Origin of the sequence: Streptomyces sp. NPDC001933 (assembly GCF_042890955.1) — a bacterium.
In the GTDB taxonomy this organism is placed as follows: domain Bacteria; phylum Actinomycetota; class Actinomycetes; order Streptomycetales; family Streptomycetaceae; genus Streptomyces.
The window spans coordinates 471,746-491,447 of the sequence record NZ_JBIASS010000005.1; the positions used below are offsets into that span (position 1 = coordinate 471,746).

Here is a 19,702-nt window from a genome sequence, read left to right on the forward strand (position 1 = left end):
GAAGGAACACCCGAAAGTGAAGCTTCAGCGCAAGAACCTGCTTCGTGCCACCGCGCTCGGTGCCCTTGCCGTCTCCGGCGCCCTGGTCCTCACGGCGTGCGGCTCGGACGACAACAGCGGCACGACCGGCGGCAACGGCGGGAAGACCAGCGCCGCGTCGAACATCAAGTGCGACGACGCCAAGGGCCAGCTGCCCGCCTCCGGCTCCAGCGCGCAGAAGAACGCCATGGACCTCTGGGCCAAGAACTACATGGCCGGCTGCTCCGGCGTCGAGATCAACTACAAGTCCTCCTCCTCCGGCGAGGGCATCGTCGCCTTCAACCAGGGCACCGTCGGCTTCGCCGGTTCCGACTCGGCGCTGAAGCCCGAAGAGGTCGCCGAATCGAAGAAGATCTGCAAGGGCGGCCAGGGCATCAACCTCCCGATGGTCGGCGGCCCGGTCGCCATCGGCTTCCACCTGGAGGGTGTCGACAGCCTCACGCTGGACGCCCCCACCCTCGCCAAGATCTTCGACGGCAAGATCAAGAAGTGGAACGACGAGGCGATCGCCAAGCTCAACACCGGCGCGAAGCTCCCGGACAAGCCGATCCAGGCCTTCCACCGCTCCGAGGACTCCGGCACCACGCAGAACCTCGGCAAGTACCTCGGCGCTGCCGCCCCGAGCGACTGGAAGTACGAGGCCGAGAAGAAGTGGCCGGCCCCCGGTGGCCAGGCCGCGTCCGGCTCCTCCGGTGTCGCCGCCCAGGTGAAGCAGGTCGACGGCTCGATCGGCTACTTCGAGCTCAGCTACGCCACCTCGCAGTCGATCTCCACCGTGGACATCGACACCGGTGGCTCCGCCCCGGTCAAGGCCACCTCGGAGAATGCCTCCAAGGCCATCGCCGCCGCCAAGATCAAGGGCACCGGCAAGGACCTGGCGCTGGACCTCGACTACACCACCAAGGCCGAGGGCGCCTACCCGATCGTCCTGGTGACGTACGAGATCGTCTGCGACAAGGGCAACAAGCCCGAGACCCTCTCCACGGTCAAGTCCTTCCTCAACTACACCGCCGGTGACGAGGGCCAGAAGCTCCTCACCGAGGCCGGTTACGCGCCGATCCCGACCGAGATCAACAGCAAGGTCCGCGAGACCATCGCCTCCCTCTCGTAACCGGGACGGGCAGGCAACGCCCGTAACGCCTTCAGCAGAACCAGCACACCAGCAACACCAGTAACAACAGCAACATCCGGCAGACCGGTCCGGTGCACCCCTCCGGACCGGTCCGCCACCACCCATCCGGTGCACCGCCGCCAGGGGAGCCAGACCGCTCCCCCACACAGACCGGAAAGACCATGGCTTCCACCACACCGATAGAAAATCCGCCGGCACCGCCGGTGGTGCGCAAGCGCGTCGGCTCCGGCCGCTTGGGCGACAAGGTCTTCCTGGGCCTCTCCAGGGGCTCGGGCATTCTGCTGCTCGTGATCATGGCGTCGATCGCCGTGTTCCTGACCTACCGCGCCTCGATCGCCGTCTCCAAGAACGAAGGCAACTTCTTCACCACCTTCGACTGGAACCCGGCCGGTGACCCGCCGGTGTTCGGCATCGCGGTCCTCCTCTTCGGCACGGTCGTCAGCTCGATCATCGCGATGGCCATCGCCGTCCCGGTCGCTGTCGGCATCGCCCTGTTCATCTCGCACTACGCGCCGCGCAAGCTGGCCGCGCCCCTCGCGTACGTCGTCGACCTGCTCGCCGCAGTACCGAGCATCGTGTACGGCATCTGGGGCGCCCTCGTCCTGGTCCCGTACCTGGAGGGCCTGAACCTCTGGCTCGACCAGTTCTTCGGCTGGACGTACATCTTCGAGAAGACCGAGGTCGGCGTCGCCCGCTCGCTCTTCACCGTCGGCATCCTGCTCGCGATCATGATCCTGCCGATCGTGACCAGCGTCAGCCGCGAGGTCTTCCTCCAGGTCCCGAAGATGAACGAGGAGGCCGCCCTCGCACTCGGCGCCACCCGCTGGGAAGTCATCCGCCTCTCGGTGCTCCCCTTCGGCCGCTCCGGCGTGATCTCCGCCTCGATGCTGGGCCTGGGCCGCGCGCTCGGCGAGACGATGGCCGTCGCCACGGTCCTGTCGCCGAGCTTCGTCATCTCCGGGCACCTGCTCAACCCCGGCGGCGGCACCTTCGCCCAGAACATCGCCGCGAAGTTCGACGAGGCCGACGAGTTCGGGCGCGACGCCCTGATCGCCTCGGGCCTCGTGCTCTTCGTCCTCACCCTGCTGGTCAACGGCGCGGCCCGGCTGATCATCGCCCGCCGCAAGGAATACTCGGGGGCCAACGCATGAGCCAGGCAGCCAACACGGGCATACAGGAGCGTCCCGCCGCGACGGCGCCCAAGCGCTCGACGAGCCTGAGCAGCCGGGCACTGCCCCGCTGGGCCCCGTTCGCCTTCGCCGCCGTGGCGCTCGCGCTGGGCGTGGGCACCGGTGCCGCGGCCGGCTGGCAGAGCCGCACCCAGTGGGGGCTGTTCTCCGCCCTCCTCTTCGTCGTCATCTCGTACATCGCGACCTCGGTCGTGGAGAACCGGCGCCAGGCCAAGGACCGGCTCGCGACCAGCATCGTCTGGGTGTGCTTCCTGCTGGCCGTCGTGCCGCTCGCCTCGCTGCTGTGGACGACGATCAGCCGGGGCGCGGAGCGCCTGGACGGGTACTTCCTGACCCACTCGATGGCCGGCGTGCTCGGCTCCGAGCCGACCGGCGGTGTCTACCACGCGCTGATCGGGACGCTGGAGCAGGTCGGCATCGCCACCGTGATCTCCGCCCCGATCGGCATGCTGACCGCCGTCTACCTGGTGGAGTACGGCAGGGGCGCACTGGCCAAGGCCGTGACCTTCTTCGTCGACGTCATGACGGGCATCCCGTCCATCGTCGCCGGTCTCTTCATCCTCTCGATCATGCTGATGACGAAGACCCAGCCGTCCGGCCTGATGGGCGCGCTGGCGCTCACGATCCTGATGATCCCGGTCGTGGTCCGCTCCACCGAGGAGATGCTCAAGCTCGTCCCGAACGAGCTCCGCGAGGCATCGCTCGCCCTCGGCGTCCCGAAGTGGCGCACGATCCTGAAGGTGGTCCTGCCGACCGCGATCGGCGGCATCACCACCGGTGTGATGCTCGCGATCGCCCGCATCGCCGGTGAGACCGCGCCGATCATGCTGCTGGTCTTCGGCAGCCAGCTGATCAACCCCAACCCGTTCCAGGGTGCACAGTCCTCGCTCCCCTTCTACATCTGGGAGCAGTACCGGGTCGGTACCGACCAGTCGTACGACCGTGCCTGGGCCGCCGCGCTGGTCCTGATCGCCTTCGTCATGATCCTCAACCTGGTGGCCCGCGGCATCGCCCGCTGGAAGGCCCCGAAGACCGGCCGCTGACGCGGCACGAAAGAAGCAGTGATTCAGATGGCCAAGCGCATCGACGTCAGCGGTCTGTCCGCCTACTACGGCTCCCACCTCGCCATCGAGGACATCTCGATGACCGTGGAGCCCCGCTCCGTGACCGCCTTCATCGGCCCGTCCGGCTGCGGCAAGTCCACCTTCCTGCGCACCCTGAACCGCATGCACGAGGTCACCCCCGGTGGCCGCGTCGAGGGCAAGGTGCTGCTGGACGACGAGAACCTGTACGGGGCGAACGTCGACCCGGTCACCGTGCGCCGCACGGTCGGCATGGTCTTCCAGCGCCCGAACCCGTTCCCGACGATGTCGATCTTCGACAACGTCGCGGCCGGCCTCAAGCTGAACGGCTCGTACAAGAAGAGCCAGCTGCCCGAGATCGTCGAGAAGTCGCTGCGCGGCGCCAACCTCTGGAACGAGGTCAAGGACCGGCTGAACAAGCCCGGCTCCGGTCTCTCCGGCGGTCAGCAGCAGCGTCTGTGCATCGCCCGCGCGATCGCGGTCGAGCCGGACGTGCTGCTGATGGACGAGCCGTGCTCCGCCCTGGACCCGATCTCCACCCTCGCCATCGAGGACCTGATCGGCGAGCTGAAGGAGCGCTTCACGATCGTCATCGTGACGCACAACATGCAGCAGGCGGCCCGCGTCTCGGACCGCACGGCGTTCTTCAACCTCGCGGCGGTCGGCAAGCCCGGCAAGCTCATCGAGATCGACGAGACGGAACGCATCTTCTCCAACCCGTCCGTCCAGGCCACCGAGGACTACATCTCGGGACGCTTCGGATAGACAGGTCACCCGGCAACGGAGCCGGCGTGGGCCGGGGACGTGGGTGGTTACGCCCGGTGGTGGGTTTCCACCGGCGAACCGCCTCACCCCTCCGGCGAACCGGCCTCGTCCCCAGACTGCCTTGGGGTGCTGCATGGCGGTGCCACCACAAGGCGAAGGGGCCGCCCCCACTCCCGCGAAGGGAGTGGGGGCGGCCCCATTTCCGTACGTACGTACCGCCGTGTCCCAGCGGATGACGGCCATCAGCCGCCCCAGCCGTCAGCCGAAGAACAGGACCACGACCCCGTAGCTCGCCGCGGCGACCAGTCCCGCGGCCGGCATCGTGATGAACCAGCCCAGGATGATGTTCTTGGCGACGCCCCAGCGGACGGCGTTCACCCGCTTCGTGGCGCCCACACCCATGATCGCGGAGGTGATCACATGCGTCGTGGAGATCGGCGCGTGGAACAGGAACGCCGATCCGAACATGATCGAGGCGCCCGTGGTCTCCGCCGCGAACCCCTGCGGCGGGTCCAGCTCGATGATCTTCCGGCCGAGCGTCCGCATGATGCGCCAGCCACCCGCGTACGTACCCAGCGAGAGCATCAGCGCGCAGACCAGCTTCACCCAGACCGGGATCGGGTCGCTCGGGCTCTCGACGTCGGCGATGACCAGGGCCATCACCACGATGCCCATGGTCTTCTGCGCGTCCTGGAGACCGTGGCCGAGCGCCATGCCCGCGGCCGAGACCGTCTGCGCGATCCGGAAGCCGCGCTTGGCCTTGTGCGGGTTGGACTTCCGGAACATCCACATGATCGCGACCATCACCAGATAGCCGACGACCAGACCTATGACCGGCGAGACGAACATCGGGATGACGACCTTGTCGAGCACCCCGTCCCAGTGCACCAGTGTCCCGCCGGCCAGCGCCGCACCGACCATGCCGCCGAACAGGGCGTGCGAGGACGAGGACGGCAGGCCGTAGTACCAGGTGACGAGGTTCCAGATGATCGCGCCGACGAGCGCGGCGAAGAGGATTCCCATCCCCTTGGCGCCCTCGGGAGTGGCGATCAGGCCCTCGCTGACAGTCTTGGCGACACCGCTGCCGAGGAACGCACCGGCCAGGTTCATCACCGCGGCCATCGCGAGCGCCGCGCGGGGGGTGAGCGCACGGGTGGAGACGGACGTGGCGATGGCGTTCGCCGAGTCGTGGAAGCCGTTCGTATACGTGAAGCCGAGCGCGACACCGATGGTCACGATCAGCGCAAAGGTGTCCACGTGGTTCAGGACTCCTTGACCGCGATGGTCTCCACCGTGTTGGCGACGTGCTCGAACGCGTCGGCCGCCTCTTCCAGCACGTCCACGATCTGCTTGAGCTTCAGCACCTCTATGGCGTCGTACTTGCCGTTGAAGAGATGAGCGAGCAGCTTGCGGTGGATCTGGTCGGCCTGGTTCTCCAGGCGGTTGACCTCGATCCAGTACTCGGTGAGATTGTCCATCGTGCGCAGCCCCGGCATCGCCTCGGCGGTCAGCTCGGCCGCGCGGGCCAGCACCTCGATCTGCTGGGCAATGCCGTTGGGGAGTTCCTCGACCTGGTAGAGCACGACCAGGTCGACGGCCTCCTCCATGAAGTCCATGATGTCGTCGAGCGACGAAGCGAGGTTGTAAATGTCCTCGCGGTCGAACGGCGTAATGAAAGAGGAGTTCAGCTGGTGGAAGATCGCGTGGGTGGCATCGTCCCCCGCGTGCTCCGCTGCCCGCATGCGCTCCGCGATCTCGACTCGGGAGGCAGAGTCCGCCCCGAGCAGTTCCATCAGGAGTTTCGAGCCCGTGACGATGTTGTCCGCGGACGCGGAGAACATGTCGTAGAAGCTCGTCTCCCTGGGGGTCAGACGAAAGCGCACGTGGGGTCCTCGGGGTGCTTTGGATTCGGTCAGGCTGATGCTAGGCGCATCATCCGGCCACGGCTAACCGGCGTTCTTCAGTGTCGCGCATCAGGCACTGTGATCAGCACGGGCCCCCGGTCACGTTTCAGATGAATTCGTTAGGATATACCCACCAGGGGTATATAAACGGCAGGGTAAAGGGAAAACGGGAGGCAGTAATGACCACCACCGAGGCCGCCGGGACCGCCACGGAGACGGAATCCGCCATCACCGATCACGACCGGGGCATACACGGTTATCACCACCAGAAGGCCGAACACCTCAAGCGGCTGCGCCGGATCGAGGGCCAGATCCGCGGCCTCCAGCGCATGGTCGACGAGGACGTCTACTGCATCGACATACTGACCCAGGTATCGGCGTCCACGAAGGCGCTCCAGTCGTTCGCGCTCCAGCTGCTGGAGGAGCACCTGCGGCACTGCGTCGCGGACGCGGCGGTCAAGGGCGGCGAGGAGATCGACGCCAAGGTCGAGGAAGCCACGAAGGCGATCGCCCGGCTGCTCCGCACCTGATGGCGGGGGCTCGGGCCGCAGACGCCGCGCTCACCCCCGGCGCTATCCCTGCCGGGGGACGGTGGCCCGCTCGGTGATCACGCGGACGTTGAGCACCTCGTCGATACGGTCCGCGCTGAGCCGTTCCCCGATCGCGGCCGACGCGGCGATCATCAGCTCACCGCAGAGCTCGATCTCGGCGAGGGCCACATGGTCGGATACGGTCCGCGCGCTGAGCGTCACCACGTCACTCGCCTCTCACTGCCGTCACCGGCTTCCTAGCGTAGGGAGCGGACCACGCGCCGCGCATGGCACGGACGGACCATTTCGCCGGCGCCGGCATACCTACGTCACGCCCGCCTCCCCGCCCGCATCCTGACCGGCATCCCCGCCCGCGTCCTGGCTCGCACCCCCGCCCGTCCACCGCTCGGCTATTCCTGCCGGATCTGCCCGGTGTAGATGTCACGGCCGTCCGGCAGCCGTACGGAGACCGGCACCCCGAACCCGTACAGCAGTGTGGTCGACACCACCTCCACCGCCGGCCCCTTGTTGGCGAAGCTGAACCGGTGGCGCACCTTGCGCAGCCGCCCCTGCTCGTCGAGGTACGCGTCGAACGGCACCGTGACCTTGCTGAACCCTTTCGCTGCCGCGGCCAGCGCCCCGCGCGATCCGGGCGCGGCCTCGCGCGCGGCCAGCCCGATGTCCGCCGTCCCCCGGTAGTGCCGCACGGGGACCCCGGCGAGCACGGTCTTCTCCACGTACGTCACCTGCCGCGCCCCGCGCAGCAGTTCGGCGGCGGCCATCGGATCGGTCACCCCGCCGGTGACGAGGTTGCCGTCCTCCAGGGTCGTCGTGTCCACCCTGACCCATTTGTCGACGGGCACTCCGGCGCCGCGGTTCATCATGTAGAGCGCGCCGGGGGCCAGCAGTTCGGTGATGGGGCGGTGCTCGTCCTCACCGGCGGCGTCCTCGGGCAGCACGACGGTGAGCCGGCCGGTCCGGTTGCGGAAGTCGTACGTGCCCCGGCCCCGGATGGTCACCCGCGTCCCGCCCGACGCGGTCTCCATCGACGTCAGCACCTCGGCGGTCCCGGCGACGGCCCCGGAGCCCGGGGAGGCCGAGGAACCGGCGGCTGCCGAGGGACCAGGGGAGGCCGAGGGACCAGGGGAGGCCACCGCCGCCGTTCCCGTCCCGCTCACCGTCCCCGCGAGCACCGCGGCCGCGCGGTGGACCGCGTCGAGGGAGTCGGCCCCGCCCCGTTCGTCGGCCACGGCCGGGTCACCGCCTCCGCCCGCCGAGCAACCGGCGGTCGCCGCCATCACGCCCACCACGGCAAGGGCGCAGACAGCACGCGCCCCGCCCTTGGACCTGTGCTGCCGCACCACCATCGCCTGCCAACCCCCAACGCCGTAACGCCTGCCCGAGAGGCCCGTCCGTTCCGCATAACGACGACCCGTGTCCCCCGTCACGCCGCCCCCGCCGGGCACACCGCCGGGTGGCCGTGGCCAGTACCGTGGACGGGTGTATGACCGACGCACCGACAAGGTCCCGCCGACCGCCCCCACCGCCACGTCCGCCGGGCACGAACCCACGACCGTGGAGCGCGGTTCCTTCTGCACCGCACGCTGCGCCTGCGGCTGGTCCGGCCCGGCCCGCCGCTCCAGGGACCGGGCACGTACGGATGCCGCGGAGCACCGCGCGGCACCCTGATCTCTCTCCCCCCCGGCCCTTCCGCCGTCCCCGACCTCCACCTCTGCAGCCGATCCCCCCACGCCCGGCCTCCCCCAGCCACCGCCGGCCGGCCCATGAGCGCCAAGACTCGGAGATCCGATGAACCTGCCGCCCCTGCCCGCCCGGCGCACCCTCCTCACCGCGGGCGCCGCCGCGCTCGTCGGCGTCACCGCCACCGCCTGCAGCGGCACTTCCGGCGGCTCCACGGCCCCGTCCGACGCCGCCGGCACCTCCGACGGCTCCGGTACCTCGGGCAGCACGGCTGCCTCGTCCGCCCCACCGGCCCCGTCGAAGTCCACCCCCACCGGACCAGCTGGCTTCTCGGCCCTGGCCAAGAGCCTCGACGGCGGCCTCGTACAACCCCAGGACGCCTCGTATCCGACCGCCCGTCAGCTCTACAACACCCGCTTCGACGGCCTGAAGCCCGCCGCCGTCGCCTATGTCCGGCACGAGGCGGACGTCCGCGAGTGCCTGGCCTTCGCCCGCCGCACGGGCACCCCCGTCTCCATCCGCAGCGGCGGCCACTCGTACGCGGGCTGGTCGAGCGGGAACGGACGGCTCGTCATCGACGTCTCGTCGCTGTCCCGCGTCGGGACGGACGGCACGATCGGCGCGGGCGCCAAGCTCATCGACGTCTACCAGGGCCTCGCCCGCAGCGGACTGACGATCCCCGGCGGCTCCTGCCCCACCGTCGGCGTCTCCGGCCTCACCCTCGGCGGCGGCCACGGCGTCGCCTCCCGCGCGTACGGCCTGACCTGCGACAGCCTGACCGCGGCGACGCTCGTCACGGCCGACGGCAAGACCCTCACCGTGGACGCCGGGCACCAGCCGGACCTCTTCTGGGCGCTGCGCGGCGCGGGCAACGGCAACTTCGGCGTGGTCACCGAGCTGACGTTCCGCACCCGCCCGGTCCCGCAGACCGTCACCGCCTACATGTCGTGGCCGTGGTCACGCGCCCGGTCCGTCGTCTCGGCCTGGCAGGAGTGGGGTCCGGACCAGCCCGACGAGATCTGGTCCTCCGCACACCTCGCCGCCGGCCCCGGGGGCGGCAACCCGACCGTCTCGGTCGCCGCGTTCAGCCTCGGTACGTACGGCGACCTGCAGAACGCCGTCGACCGCCTGGCCGACCGGATCGGCGCCTCGGCCTCCTCCGTGTCGCTGCGCCGCCGCAGCTACCAGGAGTCGATGCTCGTGTACGCGGGCTGCTCGGGCATCACCGACGCCCAGTGCCATCTGCCGGGGACGACGCCCGGCCGCACCACGCAGGGCACGCTCCGGCGCGAGACGTACGCCGCCGCGTCCGACTTCTACGACCGCTCGCTGTCCCCGGCGGGCGTGCAGGCCCTGCTCGACCGGACCGAGGCGTTCACCCGGATTCCGGTGACACAGTCCGGGGGCGGCGGCTCCATCGCGCTCACCGCGCTCGGCGGGGCGATCAACCGGGTCTCCCCACAGTCGACGGCGTTCGTCCACCGGGGCTCGCGGGTGCTCGCGCAGTACATCGGTTCCTGGAGCCCCGGTACGACGGGCACCGCCCAGCAGGACTGGCTGAAAAACACTCATGCGGCGATGCGCCGTCACGCGTCGGGAGCGGCGTACCAGAACTACACCGACCCGACGCTGACCGACTGGCGCCGGGCCTACTACGGCTCGGCGGCCGACCGCCTCGCCGGTCTGAGGAAGCAGTACGACCCCGACCGCCTCTTCGCCTTCCCGCAGGCGCTCTGAGGGCGCCGGCCCTTATGCCGCGAGGTCCTTCTCGCCGTCGCCGCCGCCCGTGCCCGGCCGCGGCTCGGGGATTCCGAACGCCCCGGCCGGGCCTCCGGCCGCCGCCACCGGCACCGGCCGGCGCGACCGTACGAGCCACCCGAACCGGTCCGACCGCGAGACCGCCGCCACCAGCGGGGTCAGCAGCATCATCGCCAGCGGGGCGAGCAGCAGGGCGACCGCGGTGCCGAGCGCGAATCCGCCGATGACGTCGGTCGGGTAGTGGACGCCCATGTAGATCCGGCAGAAGCCCTCCAGGAGGGCGAGCGCGATCGCGGCGATGCCGAACTTCCGGTTGGCCACGAAGATCCCGACGGCCAGGGCCATCGCCATCGTGGCGTGGTCGCTGACGAAGGAGAAGTCGTTCTTCCCCGCCACCAGGACGTCCAGCCCCTGGTGGTCCCTGAACGGGCGGGGCCGGTGCACGAATCCGCGGATCGGGATGTTGATCAGGAGCGCGATCCCGGCGGCGAGCGGCGCCCAGACGAGCCCGGAGACCGCGGTCGCCGAGTCGTCGGCCGTGCCGCGCCGGCGCACGCTCCACCAGCACCACAGGACCACGAGGACCATGCCGAGCATGATTCCGTACTCACCGACGAACTCCATGACCCGGTCGAACCAGGTGGGAGCGGACTTCGCCAGTCCGTTGATGTCGTAAAGCAGGCTGACGTCGGGGTTCGACCCATCCAGTGCGAGTCCAGCCATCTGCTGCGGCCCCTTGCCTTGTCTGCTGCCGCGGGCACACCCGTGTGCACCGCTTTGACGAACCCCCGTGTCGGTTCGATCACTGCGTAATTCAGTGCTTCACGAACCGGTGCGCAGTCGCTCCGGTCCACTCAGGGAACGACGCCCCCTGTGTCCGCGTTCCACTCTCCACCGAATGATCACCATGACGTTATCGAAGAGTGACTCGTCGTCGCAGCTCAGGGCCCAGGCTTCACAGAGAGTTCCGGCCACCGCCGCCGCTGCGTCATGCCGCCGGCCGGTCCGTCGGAAGGGCGGCGGCCCCGTCCTTGGTCACGCGCGTCGCGCCGAAGTAGTCGGGCGCGTCGATCTTGTCGAACCGGATCACGGCCCCGGTGTACGGAGCGTTGATCATGTACCCGCCGCCGACATAGATCCCCACGTGGTGGATGGCCCGCGAGTTGCCCAGGTCGTTCGAGAAGAAGACCAGGTCGCCGGGGAGCAGCTCGTCCCGGGAGGGGTGCGGCCCGGCGTTGTACTGATCGTTCGCCACCCGGGGCAGCTCGATGTCCACGGTCCGGTACGCGGCCTGGGTCAGCCCCGAGCAGTCGAACCGCCCGTTCTGCTCGGGCGTGCCGTTCCCGCCCCAGAGGTACGGCGTACCGAGCTTCTTCTGCGCGAAGTAGATCGCCCCGGCCGCCTGCTCCGAGGGCTGTACACGCCCGACGGGCTTGGCGAAGCTCTTCTCCAGGGAACGGATGATGGTGACGTAGTTCTGGGTCTCCGAGATGTCCGGGATCCCACCGGCCCGGATCACCCGGTACGCGCCGGCGTTGTACGCGGCCAGCATGTTGTCCGTCTGATCCCCCGGCACCTTCTTCACGTACCCGGCGAGTTCGCAGTCGTACGAGGCGGCGGACGGGATCGCGTCGGCCGGATCCCATACGTCCCGGTCGCCGTCCTTGTCCCCGTCGATCCCGTGGCCGGCCCAGGTGCCGGGGATGAACTGGGCGATGCCCTGCGCGGCGGCGGGACTCTCGGCCCGGGGGTTCCACCCGCTCTCCTGGTAGAGCTGGGCGGCGAGCAGGGCCGGGTTGATGGCGGAGCAGAGGTTGCCCCACTTCTGCACCAGCGACTGGTACTTCGCGGGCACGGCCCCCTTGGCCAGCGCAACGGCTCCGCCGCCACCGGAACCTGCGAGTCCGGCGGCGGCGGAGTACGTGCCGACGACGAGCAGCGCCACGAAGCACATGGCCATGCCTACACCGATGCCACCGACCACCCAGAATTTCCGCACCCCTCAACCATCCCCCATCGGGGACGTGTTCATGGCCGTTTTCGAGGGTGTGTGCGAGTCTTCCGGGTCACCGGGGCTCACAGGCCGGCCAATCCGGCGCACGGAACCGTCCGCCCGGCGCACCGGGTGCACCGGCCGGATCGACCGGCGCACCCACTGAACGACCGAGTGACCGAGTGACCGTCAGGAGGCTCCGGCGGACCAGAAGTCGGAGCGCACGTTGGGGCTCGGCAGCGGGTAGACGCCCTTGTAGGCCGGCCCGTTCGGCTTCGACGTGGAGTCGGCGACCTTCGACTCCTTCACACAGGGGCTGTCCGCCTCGAAGAATGCCTGCCCCTTGGCCCGGATGCTCACGCTGATGCCGAATCCGTCCTTCGACACCGCGTAGACCGCCGGGAACTGCTCGTCCTTGTTCTTCGCCTTGATGCGGTAGTCGCCGGCGCGCCAGAACTTCTCGATCTGGTCCAGGAAGCCCTGCCGCCGGTCCGCAGAGACGATGGTCATCACGGTGCGCCTGCGCGTCACATCGCAGCTGCCCTTCGTCGTCGGGCCGTGGGCCCACTGCACCTCGGGGTCGATCGCCTTCAGTGTGTCGTCGAGCATGCCGTCGGCCCGGTCGGCGGCCTCCTGCATGTCCATGCTGTTCCCCTTGGTGCTCTTGTCGCTCTTGGCGCTCTTGGTGGCCGTGGTGCTCGTGTCCGCACCCGGCTGCGCCTTCTCGCTGCCGCAGGCGGACAGCGCGAAACCTACGGCCAGAGCCACCGCGACGATCTGGAACCTTCGGCTCATCGGTACTCCTCAATCTTGAGCCGGTCGGCGTGTCCCGACACGATAAGGGCGATGCTGTCGGCGGACACGGCGTCCCGTGACGGGGTGAAGTAATTGGAGTGCGAGTCGAAGCTCATGGGCTTGCCCGGATCCACCGGGAACCGCCTGGCCCCGAACGCCGCGCTCGCCGGGTCCTTGCCGAACCAGAGGTCGTCGTCGCCCGGGTCCGCGAGGTCCCCTGCGGCGTACGCCCCGGCCGGACCGCCCAGGATCATCCCGATCCCACCCACGACGACCTGTGTCTTGGACGGGAGCTTGGTCACCGGGTCGTTGGCCGCGGCGCCGACGAAGACGTGCCCGGCACCGACCCCGAGGTCCACGGCCCGGTCCACGCCCACCCCGGGGCTGCCGACCAGGATGATGTCGTCCACCCCCGGGATCCCCCCGAGCTTCTGGGTCGCGGCGCCGACGGTGCGCGAGCCGTAGGAGTGCCCGATGGCCGTGATGTGCGGGTCCTTGTTCTGGTTGGTCGCGACGATGCCGCTCATGAAGTCGTTGTACGCCGCGCCGCCCTTCTCCGCCCGCCCGGTACCGGCGACCGCCAGGCTCTGCAGCCCGTCCGGCGTCTGCGGGGCGTCGTACCCGAGCCAGATGATCGCCGCGCTGGACGGGTCGTAGCCCTGGGCGCCGATCGCCGTGTCATGGGCCCGCTTGAGGCCGCTCTTCGCGAACTCCTCGTCGAGGGCGGTGTTCAGCCCCGGCACGTAGGCCGACACGTTCTTCGAGGTGTCGGGGTTCCCGTAGGAGACGATCGCCCGGCCGTTGCCCTCATCGCTGATGCCGATGAGGTACATCGGGGGCTGGCTGCCCTCCTTCAGCTGCCGGTCGATCTCGCGCAGCCCGGCCAGCTGCTCCTTCGACTTCTTGTCGGTCTTGCCCTCCAGCTTCGAGATCAGGTTCGGCAGGTTGCGGCGGTTGGCCGTGTCCCGGTCCGCCACCGGAATCCCGTCCAGGCTGCCGATCTGGTCCGGGAGGAGCTCCAGGTAGCGGTCGCGCTGTTCCTGCGTCAGCCCGTTCCACCAGTGCTCGCGGCCGGCCGCGGTGCCGCCGCGCGGGATGCGGTCGTTGAGGTACTGCCGCTCCCCGTCCCTTACCGCGGACTCGACGCGGGTACCGGACCCGGGCAGCCCGGTGAGCGCGCTGCCGCCTCCGCCGGAACCCTTGGTCACGTCCCAGGCGGCCTGGATGTACTTGCCCGTGTCCCACTTGTCGCCGGCCTTGTTCGCGGCCTGCGCGTACTGGTCGACGACGCCCTTGGCGGTGTCGACGGGGTGCGCGATCGTGTCGATGGCCCCGGTGACGTCGCCCAGCAGACCGTCGTCGCCCACGACTCCGGTGAGGAAGCCGCCCTTGGATTCGTCGGTGGAACCGGGGACCGGGGTTTGTCTACCCGCGTTGACTTCTGTAGAAGAACCACCGTTTCCATCCGAACCACCAGCGCCACCAGCACCGCTGGCGCCACCTGCGCCACCTGCGCCACCCGAGGCATCGCCCCCACCGGAGCCACTACCGCCGGAGCCACTGCCCCCCGAGCCGCTGCCGCCGGTCGCGTCCGACCCTCCGGAGCCCGTTCCACCGGTCACGGTCGCGCCTTCGGTCCCGGCACCACCGCCGCTGCCGTTCCCGCCCCCGTTGCCGTTGCCGTTCCCGTTGCTGCCGTCGGCGATGGCACCGGGCGGCGGGCAGGCGCTTCCGGTCAGCTGGCAGATGGCGTTGCGGAGTTGACCGGACACCTGCCCGCCAATTCCCGTGGCCACCAGCCCGCCGATGAGGGCCACGACCACGAGGATCATGCCCAGGTACTCCATCGCGGTCTGACCGTTGTCCCGACGCGCCTTGAGCATCCGCCGTACGACGCTGAACGACCGGTGCTCGACGCGCTGTTCGGGGGCGAGCCTGAACCATGCGCGGGAGCTGGACCGGGACAGCAGGACGAGGATGACGACGGGCAGCACCAGTTGCGTCACGCCCCGGCCGTTCTCCGCGTCGTTCAGCGTCGCCAGCGCACCGAGCAGGAGCCAGGCGCTCACGGCCAGGAGCCCGCGCCGGATCCAGACGCCACCGGTCCGCATGTACAGCGACAACACGAACCCGGCGATGCCGGGCAGCGACGCGTACAGCACCATCCCCAGCAGCCGGCCGTCCACCGCATCGACGGACGAGGCCACGACCAGTGCGTCGAACGCGCCCACGACCGTGAGAACGAAGAGCAATCGGACGAGAATCAGTACCGCCTGCAAGGGGCGCGACAGTGGCTGCCTGCCCGGAGGGACCTCGGCGGTGCTCAAGTCAGCACCACCCGGTACCGCTAGTTCTCGTATGCCAGACACGGCGAGTCTCCCCAGCTTTGTGAGTGGGCGCAGCGACAGTTCCCCCCGGTATCCGTATGCGACCACAGCAGCGCAGACCCGGCATGGGCCCCAGGACCCAATGCCGGGCTCAACGTCGCACCCGCGACCCATCCCGTACTGCCACCGACCGGTCCGTTACGGGTCATTGGGGGCAGTGATGGAGCGTCAGGGTGCTCCGGCGGACCAGAAGGGGGAGCGGACGTTGGGGCGGGGAAGGGGGTAGACGCCGTCGTAGCCGGGACCGTTCGGCGGCGTGGTGGACTCAGCGACCTCCGACTCCTTCACGCAGGGGCTGTCCACCTCGAAGAATGCCTGTCCCTCGCCACCGATGCTGAGGCTGACTCCGAAGCCGTCCTTCGTCTGCGCATAGATCGCCGGAACATCCGCATTCTTGTTGACGGCCTTGATCCTGTACCCGCTCCGGCGCCAGAAGCGGTCCACCACACCGAGGAAGCTGCCTCTCCGCCCTTCGGACACGACGGTCATGACCACGCGCATACGAGACACGTCGCAGCTGCCCGTACTGGTCGGCCCGTGCGCCCACTGAACTTCCGGCCTGATCTCCCCCAGTACGGCATCAAGCAGTTGATCGGCCCGATTCGCCGCGTCCTGCATGTCCATCTTCTCCAGCCCTCCCGGACCTGTTGAGGCAATTTCCCCTGCGCAACCAGAAAGCGTCAGGCACAACACCACCGCTGCGCCAAGGGCCCGAAACCGGGACTTCACCGGGGTTCCTCCAGCTGGATATCGCGAGATCTTCCAGCAGCGATCAGCGCAATGCTGTCTGCGGACACGTAATCCTTCTTCGGGCTGAAGTACTGGGAGTGCGCATCGAGCGAGAGGCCGTGCAGACCGACCAGAGGAGGGCCCTCATTCGCGGGAAATCGCCGGGCGCCGAATGCTTCGCTCGCCGGATCCTTGCCGAACCAGATGTCGTCGTCCCCCTGGTCGGCCATGTCCCCCGCCAGATACCCGACCACCGGACCGGCAGCGATCGTTCCCAGTGCGCCGACCAGGCTCTCCTGCCCGGACGGAACCTTGGTCACCACGTCGTGTTCGGCCGCACCGACGAATACATGGTCCTTGCCGACTCCGAGGTCCTCCGCGCGATCGACGCCTACCCCCGGGCTGCCGACCAGGACGATGTCATCAACCCCCGGGATGCCACCGTCGTGCTGCGTCGCGGCTCCCACGGTGCGCGAGCCGTAGGAGTGCCCGATCGCCGTGAGGTGCGGGTCCCCGGTCTCGTTGGTGGCCGACAGCCCTGCCATGAAGCCATTGAAGGCGACGCCGCCCTCCTCGGCTCTTTTCGTTCCCGCCACCGAGAGGCTGGACATGCCATCCGGCGATTGCGGCGCGTCATATCCGAGCCAGGTGATGGCCGCACTGGAATGGTCGTACTTGTGAGCGCCCTTGGCAGTGTCCCAAGCGCGCTTGATGTCACCTGTCGCGAATTCCTTGTCCAAGGAAGTGTTCAATCCGGGGACGTACGCCGCCACGTTCCTCGCCGCATCCGGATTCCCGAAGGAGACGATCGCCCGCCCGTTCCCCTCGTCCCCGATGCCGAGCAGGTACATCGGAGGGCGGCTGCCCGCCCGCAGCTGCCGGTCGATCTCCCGCAGCGCCGCCAGCTGCGTCTGCGACTTCGCATCGTCCCGCCCCTCCAGCTTCCCCATCAGCAGCTGGAGGTTGTCCCGGTTCGCCGCATCCCGTACCAGCGCCGGAATGCCGTCCAGGTTGCCGATCCGGTCCGGGTACACCGCGAGGTACTCCTCGCGCTGTTCGTCCGTCAGGGCGGACCACCAGGACTTCCGCTCGGCCGGGGACGCGTCGTACGGGATCGCGTCCTTCAGGTAGCCGCGTGCCGCGTCGCGTACCGCTGCCGCGTCACCCGCCGCGTCCTTCCACGTCGAGTCCGGGACCTTCAGGCCCTCTTCGGCCTTCAGCCTCCGCAGGATCCGGGCGTACCGCCAGTCGATCTCGGCCGCCGTCCGCACGGCCTTCGCGACCCGGTCCGCGATGTCCTGCGCCTTCGCCACGTTCGGGTTGGGGGCGACCAGGCCCGAAGGTGCGTGCAGGCCTGGCGCCACGGCCGCCGCCGTTGCCGTGCCGCCCGGCAGCGGCCTGCCGTCGATCAGGCCCTCGCCCGCCGCCGGATACGTCACCGAACCGTCCCCGTGCACGGTGAACTTCAGGGCCTCCGCTTCATCCAGCGCCTGCCGCAACGCCCGCTGCTGAATGCGCAGCTCATGGGCCAGGCTGTTCAGCGTCGTACGGAGCAGGCCGCACTCCGTGTAGAGGTATCCCAGGTTCCGGCTCATCTGCCGCAGCCGTCCGACCGCCGCCTTCGCCGCCTCGCCGCGCTGCGTGTCGCGCAACCCGCTCAGCAGCTGCGTCTCGATCCGGTCCCGGCCCGCGTCGGCACGGTTGCTCGCCTTCCCCCACCCGTCGGCCGCGCCCTCCAGTTCGCCGCACTTGAGATCCCGTAACTGTGCCCAGGTCAGCGTCATCGCGCCTCGTCCCGACCCGACGACGGCGACGACGACGGCAGCGACAGCAACGGCTCCGGTGACACCGAGGCCAAGGCTGACTTCACGGTCTCGTCCGTCTCGCCCTGGATCCGCGCGACGGCCCGTAGTTTCCCGGCCAGCGCCCGGCACTCCCCGCGCGCCGCCTCGAACCTCCGCGTCCATGACTCCCGTACTGCGCCCAGTTCCGCCATCGCGGTCAGTCCGCCGGTCCCGGCGATGAGGCCCTCGTGCGCGGTCTCCAGCTCCGACTTCACCGGACCGAGGTGCGTACACATCACTTCCGCACCACCGGCCGCCCGCAACCAGGCACCGCCGCTGTGCTTCAGTACGTCCCCACCACCGCTCGGCTCCTGTCGGCCTGCCGGTTGTCCCACCACTGCCACTGCGCCCACCCGCCCGTTCTCGATCGCGGAGCGGCACTGTGCCAAATCAGGCGGGGGCGACACGCCACGTGCCCGGGCGCAGGTCGGCGGAGCGGCCCGTGGTTACCGGGCCTCCCGACGTGCCGCCCCCGGAGCGGATCACCCGAACGGTGGACGGTCGCCCGCCCTACCGGACACCGCCGTCCCCTCCGTACGTCCTCGGGTCCACCGTGGCGAGGCGCTGGAGCGCGGCGGCGGCCAGGTCCTCGGGGGCGGTCCCGTACTCCGGGATGTGCCACATGACGTCCTGCCAGGGGGCCTCCGCCTCCCCGTCCTGCCCGGGGGCCGGCCTCGTACGGCATCTGCGCGGAGTCTGGCAGGCACCCCTTCCACGCACCACCAGATTTCCTTGTCCGCCATTTCGTGGACGTCAGCTTCGTGGGTGTCCACTCCGTGGACGTCCATTCGAGGACGTCAGCAGGACGTCAGTGAGGCGTCAGCGGAACGTGAGCGACCCACAGGATGCTTATGTTGTCAAGAGGTCAGAGAGAGCGGTTCGCCGCAGGATCCGGGCCTTGCCTCACCCTCATCCTGGGAGATTTCGATGCGTACGTTCCGCAGCCGCAAGCACACCGCTACCCTCGGCGCCGTCACCGCGGTCCTGGCTCTGGCCCTCACCGCCTGCAACGGCGACGAGACCGGTACGAAGTCCGCCGGCCCGGCCGACAACACCGCGTCGGTCTCCTCCTCCCAGCCCTCGACCGACGCCACGACCACGGACGACAAGAAGGCCGGCGACGCCGCGCAGAACACCGGAGCCACGAAGACGGGCACCTCGAAGACCGGCTCCTCCGGCGGCGGCAGCACGTCGGGCGGCAACACCAGCGACAGCTACGCCTACAAGCACCCGTGCCAGAGCGGGGACCTGTCGGTGCGCGTGTACCCCCTGGAGGGTTCGGCCACCCAGCACGTGATCGAGGTCAACAACACCGGCGCGAACTCCTGCGGCCTGAGCTACTTCCCGCGGGTCAGCCTGGGCGCCTCGAAGGCCTCGGACCACAGCGGCGACATCACGCCGGCGGTTCCCGGCGGCCTGGGCGGCGCGCCCGCGTACCCGGTCAAGCCCAAGACGGCCGCCATCGCGGTGATCGACCTCAACCCGGGCGGCAAGGGCGGCGTGACCTGGGTCAACGAGATGAACGTGCTGGCCGACGGCGACCACATGCCCAACGCGGACACGCAGAACTTCGAGCTCGGCCCGGACGTCAAGGTCGGCGACCCGAAGCTCGGCCTGTACCGGAGCACGGTCGCCGACGCGGTGAGCTCCATGAAGACGGCGGGCAACTGACCTGCTGACCGAGGGCGACGAGCTCCGCGGGACGCGGTTCCTCCCCTCCCCCCTCGTCGTACGCACCGCACACGCAACATACGCCGCAGAGGGCCTGGACCATCCTGGATCCGGGCCCTCTGCGGCGTTCTCGTCCCCTCCCCGCGCCAGGGACGATCGGCGACTCCACCGGACTAGCCGAT

20 protein-coding genes are annotated in these 19,702 nt (G+C 69.4%); 8 read left to right on the forward strand and 12 right to left on the reverse strand.

All coding sequences use genetic code 11. The features are described 5' to 3' along the window. The first annotated feature begins 16 nt into the window (after positions 1 to 16). From pstS to pstB, 4 genes are all read left to right on the forward strand, one after another. Positions 17 to 1,150, forward strand: a complete 1,134-nt coding sequence (pstS, locus tag ACFYY7_RS16070) for a phosphate ABC transporter substrate-binding protein PstS (protein ID WP_388661922.1) — start codon at positions 17 to 19, stop codon at positions 1,148 to 1,150. Between the two features lie 182 nt (positions 1,151 to 1,332). Continuing rightward, positions 1,333 to 2,322, forward strand: coding sequence for a phosphate ABC transporter permease subunit PstC (gene pstC, locus ACFYY7_RS16075; protein ID WP_388661924.1), 990 nt, complete (start codon positions 1,333 to 1,335; stop codon positions 2,320 to 2,322). Then, complete coding sequence (gene pstA / locus ACFYY7_RS16080) at positions 2,319 to 3,404, forward strand: phosphate ABC transporter permease PstA (RefSeq protein ID WP_388661926.1); 1,086 nt, start codon at positions 2,319 to 2,321, stop codon at positions 3,402 to 3,404. Before pstC ends, pstA begins: the two co-directional genes overlap by 4 nt. Positions 3,405 to 3,431: 27 nt before the next feature. Continuing rightward, positions 3,432 to 4,208 carry a phosphate ABC transporter ATP-binding protein PstB gene (gene pstB / locus ACFYY7_RS16085; RefSeq protein WP_388661928.1) on the forward strand — a complete coding sequence of 259 codons (777 nt, stop codon included), beginning with the start codon at positions 3,432 to 3,434 and terminating at the stop codon, positions 4,206 to 4,208. 258 nt (positions 4,209 to 4,466) lie between these two features. Here the strand turns inward: pstB and ACFYY7_RS16090 are convergent, their stop codons facing one another. Both ACFYY7_RS16090 and ACFYY7_RS16095 read right to left on the reverse strand, forming a co-directional pair. Beyond that, positions 4,467 to 5,465, reverse strand: a complete 999-nt coding sequence (locus ACFYY7_RS16090; protein ID WP_388661930.1) for an anion permease — start codon at positions 5,463 to 5,465, stop codon at positions 4,467 to 4,469. A gap of 5 nt (positions 5,466 to 5,470) precedes the next feature. Next, positions 5,471 to 6,091: a DUF47 domain-containing protein gene (locus ACFYY7_RS16095; RefSeq protein ID WP_072488031.1), complete on the reverse strand. Its 621-nt coding sequence runs from the start codon at positions 6,089 to 6,091 to the stop codon at positions 5,471 to 5,473. 200 nt (positions 6,092 to 6,291) lie between these two features. On the opposite strand from ACFYY7_RS16095, the gene ACFYY7_RS16100 reads away from it, so the two are divergent. Continuing rightward, positions 6,292 to 6,642, forward strand: a complete 351-nt coding sequence (locus ACFYY7_RS16100; RefSeq protein ID WP_266730986.1) for a metal-sensitive transcriptional regulator — start codon at positions 6,292 to 6,294, stop codon at positions 6,640 to 6,642. Positions 6,643 to 6,684: 42 nt separating this feature from the next. On the opposite strand, the gene ACFYY7_RS16105 is transcribed toward ACFYY7_RS16100, so the two are convergent. Then, complete coding sequence (locus ACFYY7_RS16105; RefSeq protein ID WP_388661933.1) at positions 6,685 to 6,867, reverse strand: hypothetical protein; 183 nt, start codon at positions 6,865 to 6,867, stop codon at positions 6,685 to 6,687. A gap of 185 nt (positions 6,868 to 7,052) precedes the next feature. Continuing rightward, positions 7,053 to 8,009: a hypothetical protein gene (locus ACFYY7_RS16110; protein WP_388661935.1), complete on the reverse strand. Its 957-nt coding sequence runs from the start codon at positions 8,007 to 8,009 to the stop codon at positions 7,053 to 7,055. Between the two features lie 133 nt (positions 8,010 to 8,142). Here ACFYY7_RS16110 and ACFYY7_RS16115 point away from each other — a divergent pair, with 133 nt between their 5' ends. Both ACFYY7_RS16115 and ACFYY7_RS16120 read left to right on the forward strand, forming a co-directional pair. Continuing rightward, positions 8,143 to 8,331: a hypothetical protein gene (locus ACFYY7_RS16115; protein ID WP_388661937.1), complete on the forward strand. Its 189-nt coding sequence runs from the start codon at positions 8,143 to 8,145 to the stop codon at positions 8,329 to 8,331. A 120-nt stretch (positions 8,332 to 8,451) separates the two neighbouring features. Further along, positions 8,452 to 10,080: an FAD-binding oxidoreductase gene (locus ACFYY7_RS16120; protein ID WP_388661938.1), complete on the forward strand. Its 1,629-nt coding sequence runs from the start codon at positions 8,452 to 8,454 to the stop codon at positions 10,078 to 10,080. Positions 10,081 to 10,092: 12 nt separating this feature from the next. Here ACFYY7_RS16120 and ACFYY7_RS16125 read toward each other — a convergent pair whose 3' ends face one another. The 8 genes from ACFYY7_RS16125 to ACFYY7_RS16160 all read right to left on the reverse strand — a co-directional run bounded on the left by ACFYY7_RS16125 (position 10,093) and on the right by ACFYY7_RS16160 (position 18,572). Beyond that, positions 10,093 to 10,824, reverse strand: a complete 732-nt coding sequence (locus tag ACFYY7_RS16125; protein WP_388661940.1) for a phosphatase PAP2 family protein — start codon at positions 10,822 to 10,824, stop codon at positions 10,093 to 10,095. Positions 10,825 to 11,089: 265 nt separating this feature from the next. Beyond that, positions 11,090 to 12,100: an NlpC/P60 family protein gene (locus ACFYY7_RS16130; protein ID WP_388661942.1), complete on the reverse strand. Its 1,011-nt coding sequence runs from the start codon at positions 12,098 to 12,100 to the stop codon at positions 11,090 to 11,092. Positions 12,101 to 12,283: 183 nt separating this feature from the next. After that, positions 12,284 to 12,889 (reverse strand): hypothetical protein, encoded by a 606-nt coding sequence (locus ACFYY7_RS16135; RefSeq protein ID WP_388661944.1) that lies wholly within the window; start codon positions 12,887 to 12,889, stop codon positions 12,284 to 12,286. Further along, positions 12,886 to 15,180: an alpha/beta hydrolase gene (locus ACFYY7_RS16140; protein ID WP_388662030.1), complete on the reverse strand. Its 2,295-nt coding sequence runs from the start codon at positions 15,178 to 15,180 to the stop codon at positions 12,886 to 12,888. Before ACFYY7_RS16140 ends, ACFYY7_RS16135 begins: the two co-directional genes overlap by 4 nt. 264 nt (positions 15,181 to 15,444) lie before the next feature. Further along, positions 15,445 to 15,900 carry a hypothetical protein gene (locus ACFYY7_RS16145; protein ID WP_388662032.1) on the reverse strand — a complete coding sequence of 152 codons (456 nt, stop codon included), beginning with the start codon at positions 15,898 to 15,900 and terminating at the stop codon, positions 15,445 to 15,447. Between the two features lie 101 nt (positions 15,901 to 16,001). Further along, the gene (locus ACFYY7_RS16150; protein ID WP_388661946.1) at positions 16,002 to 17,789 is read right to left on the reverse strand and encodes an alpha/beta hydrolase; all 1,788 of its coding nucleotides are present in this window, start codon (positions 17,787 to 17,789) and stop codon (positions 16,002 to 16,004) included. Then, on the reverse strand, positions 17,786 to 18,085 hold the full coding sequence (locus tag ACFYY7_RS16155) for a hypothetical protein (RefSeq protein ID WP_388661947.1): 300 nt from the start codon (positions 18,083 to 18,085) through the stop codon (positions 17,786 to 17,788). The genes ACFYY7_RS16150 and ACFYY7_RS16155 overlap by 4 nt, the downstream gene beginning before the upstream one ends. Before the next feature lie 274 nt (positions 18,086 to 18,359). Beyond that, positions 18,360 to 18,572, reverse strand: coding sequence for a hypothetical protein (locus ACFYY7_RS16160; RefSeq protein WP_388661949.1), 213 nt, complete (start codon positions 18,570 to 18,572; stop codon positions 18,360 to 18,362). Between the two features lie 204 nt (positions 18,573 to 18,776). On the opposite strand from ACFYY7_RS16160, the gene ACFYY7_RS16165 reads away from it, so the two are divergent. Next, on the forward strand, positions 18,777 to 19,520 hold the full coding sequence (locus tag ACFYY7_RS16165; RefSeq protein ID WP_388661951.1) for a DUF4232 domain-containing protein: 744 nt from the start codon (positions 18,777 to 18,779) through the stop codon (positions 19,518 to 19,520). Positions 19,521 to 19,702 lie beyond the last annotated feature (182 nt).

Coding starts and splice junctions, on each gene's coding strand:
- pstB (WP_388661928.1), top strand. CDS start 3,432: ATGGCCAAGCGCATCGACGTCAGCGGTCTGTCCGCCTACTACGGCTCC.
- ACFYY7_RS16110 (WP_388661935.1), bottom strand. CDS start 8,009: ATGGTGGTGCGGCAGCACAGGTCCAAGGGCGGGGCGCGTGCTGTCTGC.
- pstA (WP_388661926.1), top strand. CDS start 2,319: ATGAGCCAGGCAGCCAACACGGGCATACAGGAGCGTCCCGCCGCGACG.
- ACFYY7_RS16155 (WP_388661947.1), bottom strand. CDS start 18,085: ATGTGTACGCACCTCGGTCCGGTGAAGTCGGAGCTGGAGACCGCGCAC.
- pstC (WP_388661924.1), top strand. CDS start 1,333: ATGGCTTCCACCACACCGATAGAAAATCCGCCGGCACCGCCGGTGGTG.
- ACFYY7_RS16120 (WP_388661938.1), top strand. CDS start 8,452: ATGAACCTGCCGCCCCTGCCCGCCCGGCGCACCCTCCTCACCGCGGGC.
- ACFYY7_RS16145 (WP_388662032.1), bottom strand. CDS start 15,900: ATGGACATGCAGGACGCGGCGAATCGGGCCGATCAACTGCTTGATGCC.
- ACFYY7_RS16100 (WP_266730986.1), top strand. CDS start 6,292: ATGACCACCACCGAGGCCGCCGGGACCGCCACGGAGACGGAATCCGCC.
- ACFYY7_RS16125 (WP_388661940.1), bottom strand. CDS start 10,824: ATGGCTGGACTCGCACTGGATGGGTCGAACCCCGACGTCAGCCTGCTT.
- ACFYY7_RS16135 (WP_388661944.1), bottom strand. CDS start 12,889: ATGAGCCGAAGGTTCCAGATCGTCGCGGTGGCTCTGGCCGTAGGTTTC.
- ACFYY7_RS16165 (WP_388661951.1), top strand. CDS start 18,777: ATGCGTACGTTCCGCAGCCGCAAGCACACCGCTACCCTCGGCGCCGTC.
- ACFYY7_RS16150 (WP_388661946.1), bottom strand. CDS start 17,789: ATGACGCTGACCTGGGCACAGTTACGGGATCTCAAGTGCGGCGAACTG.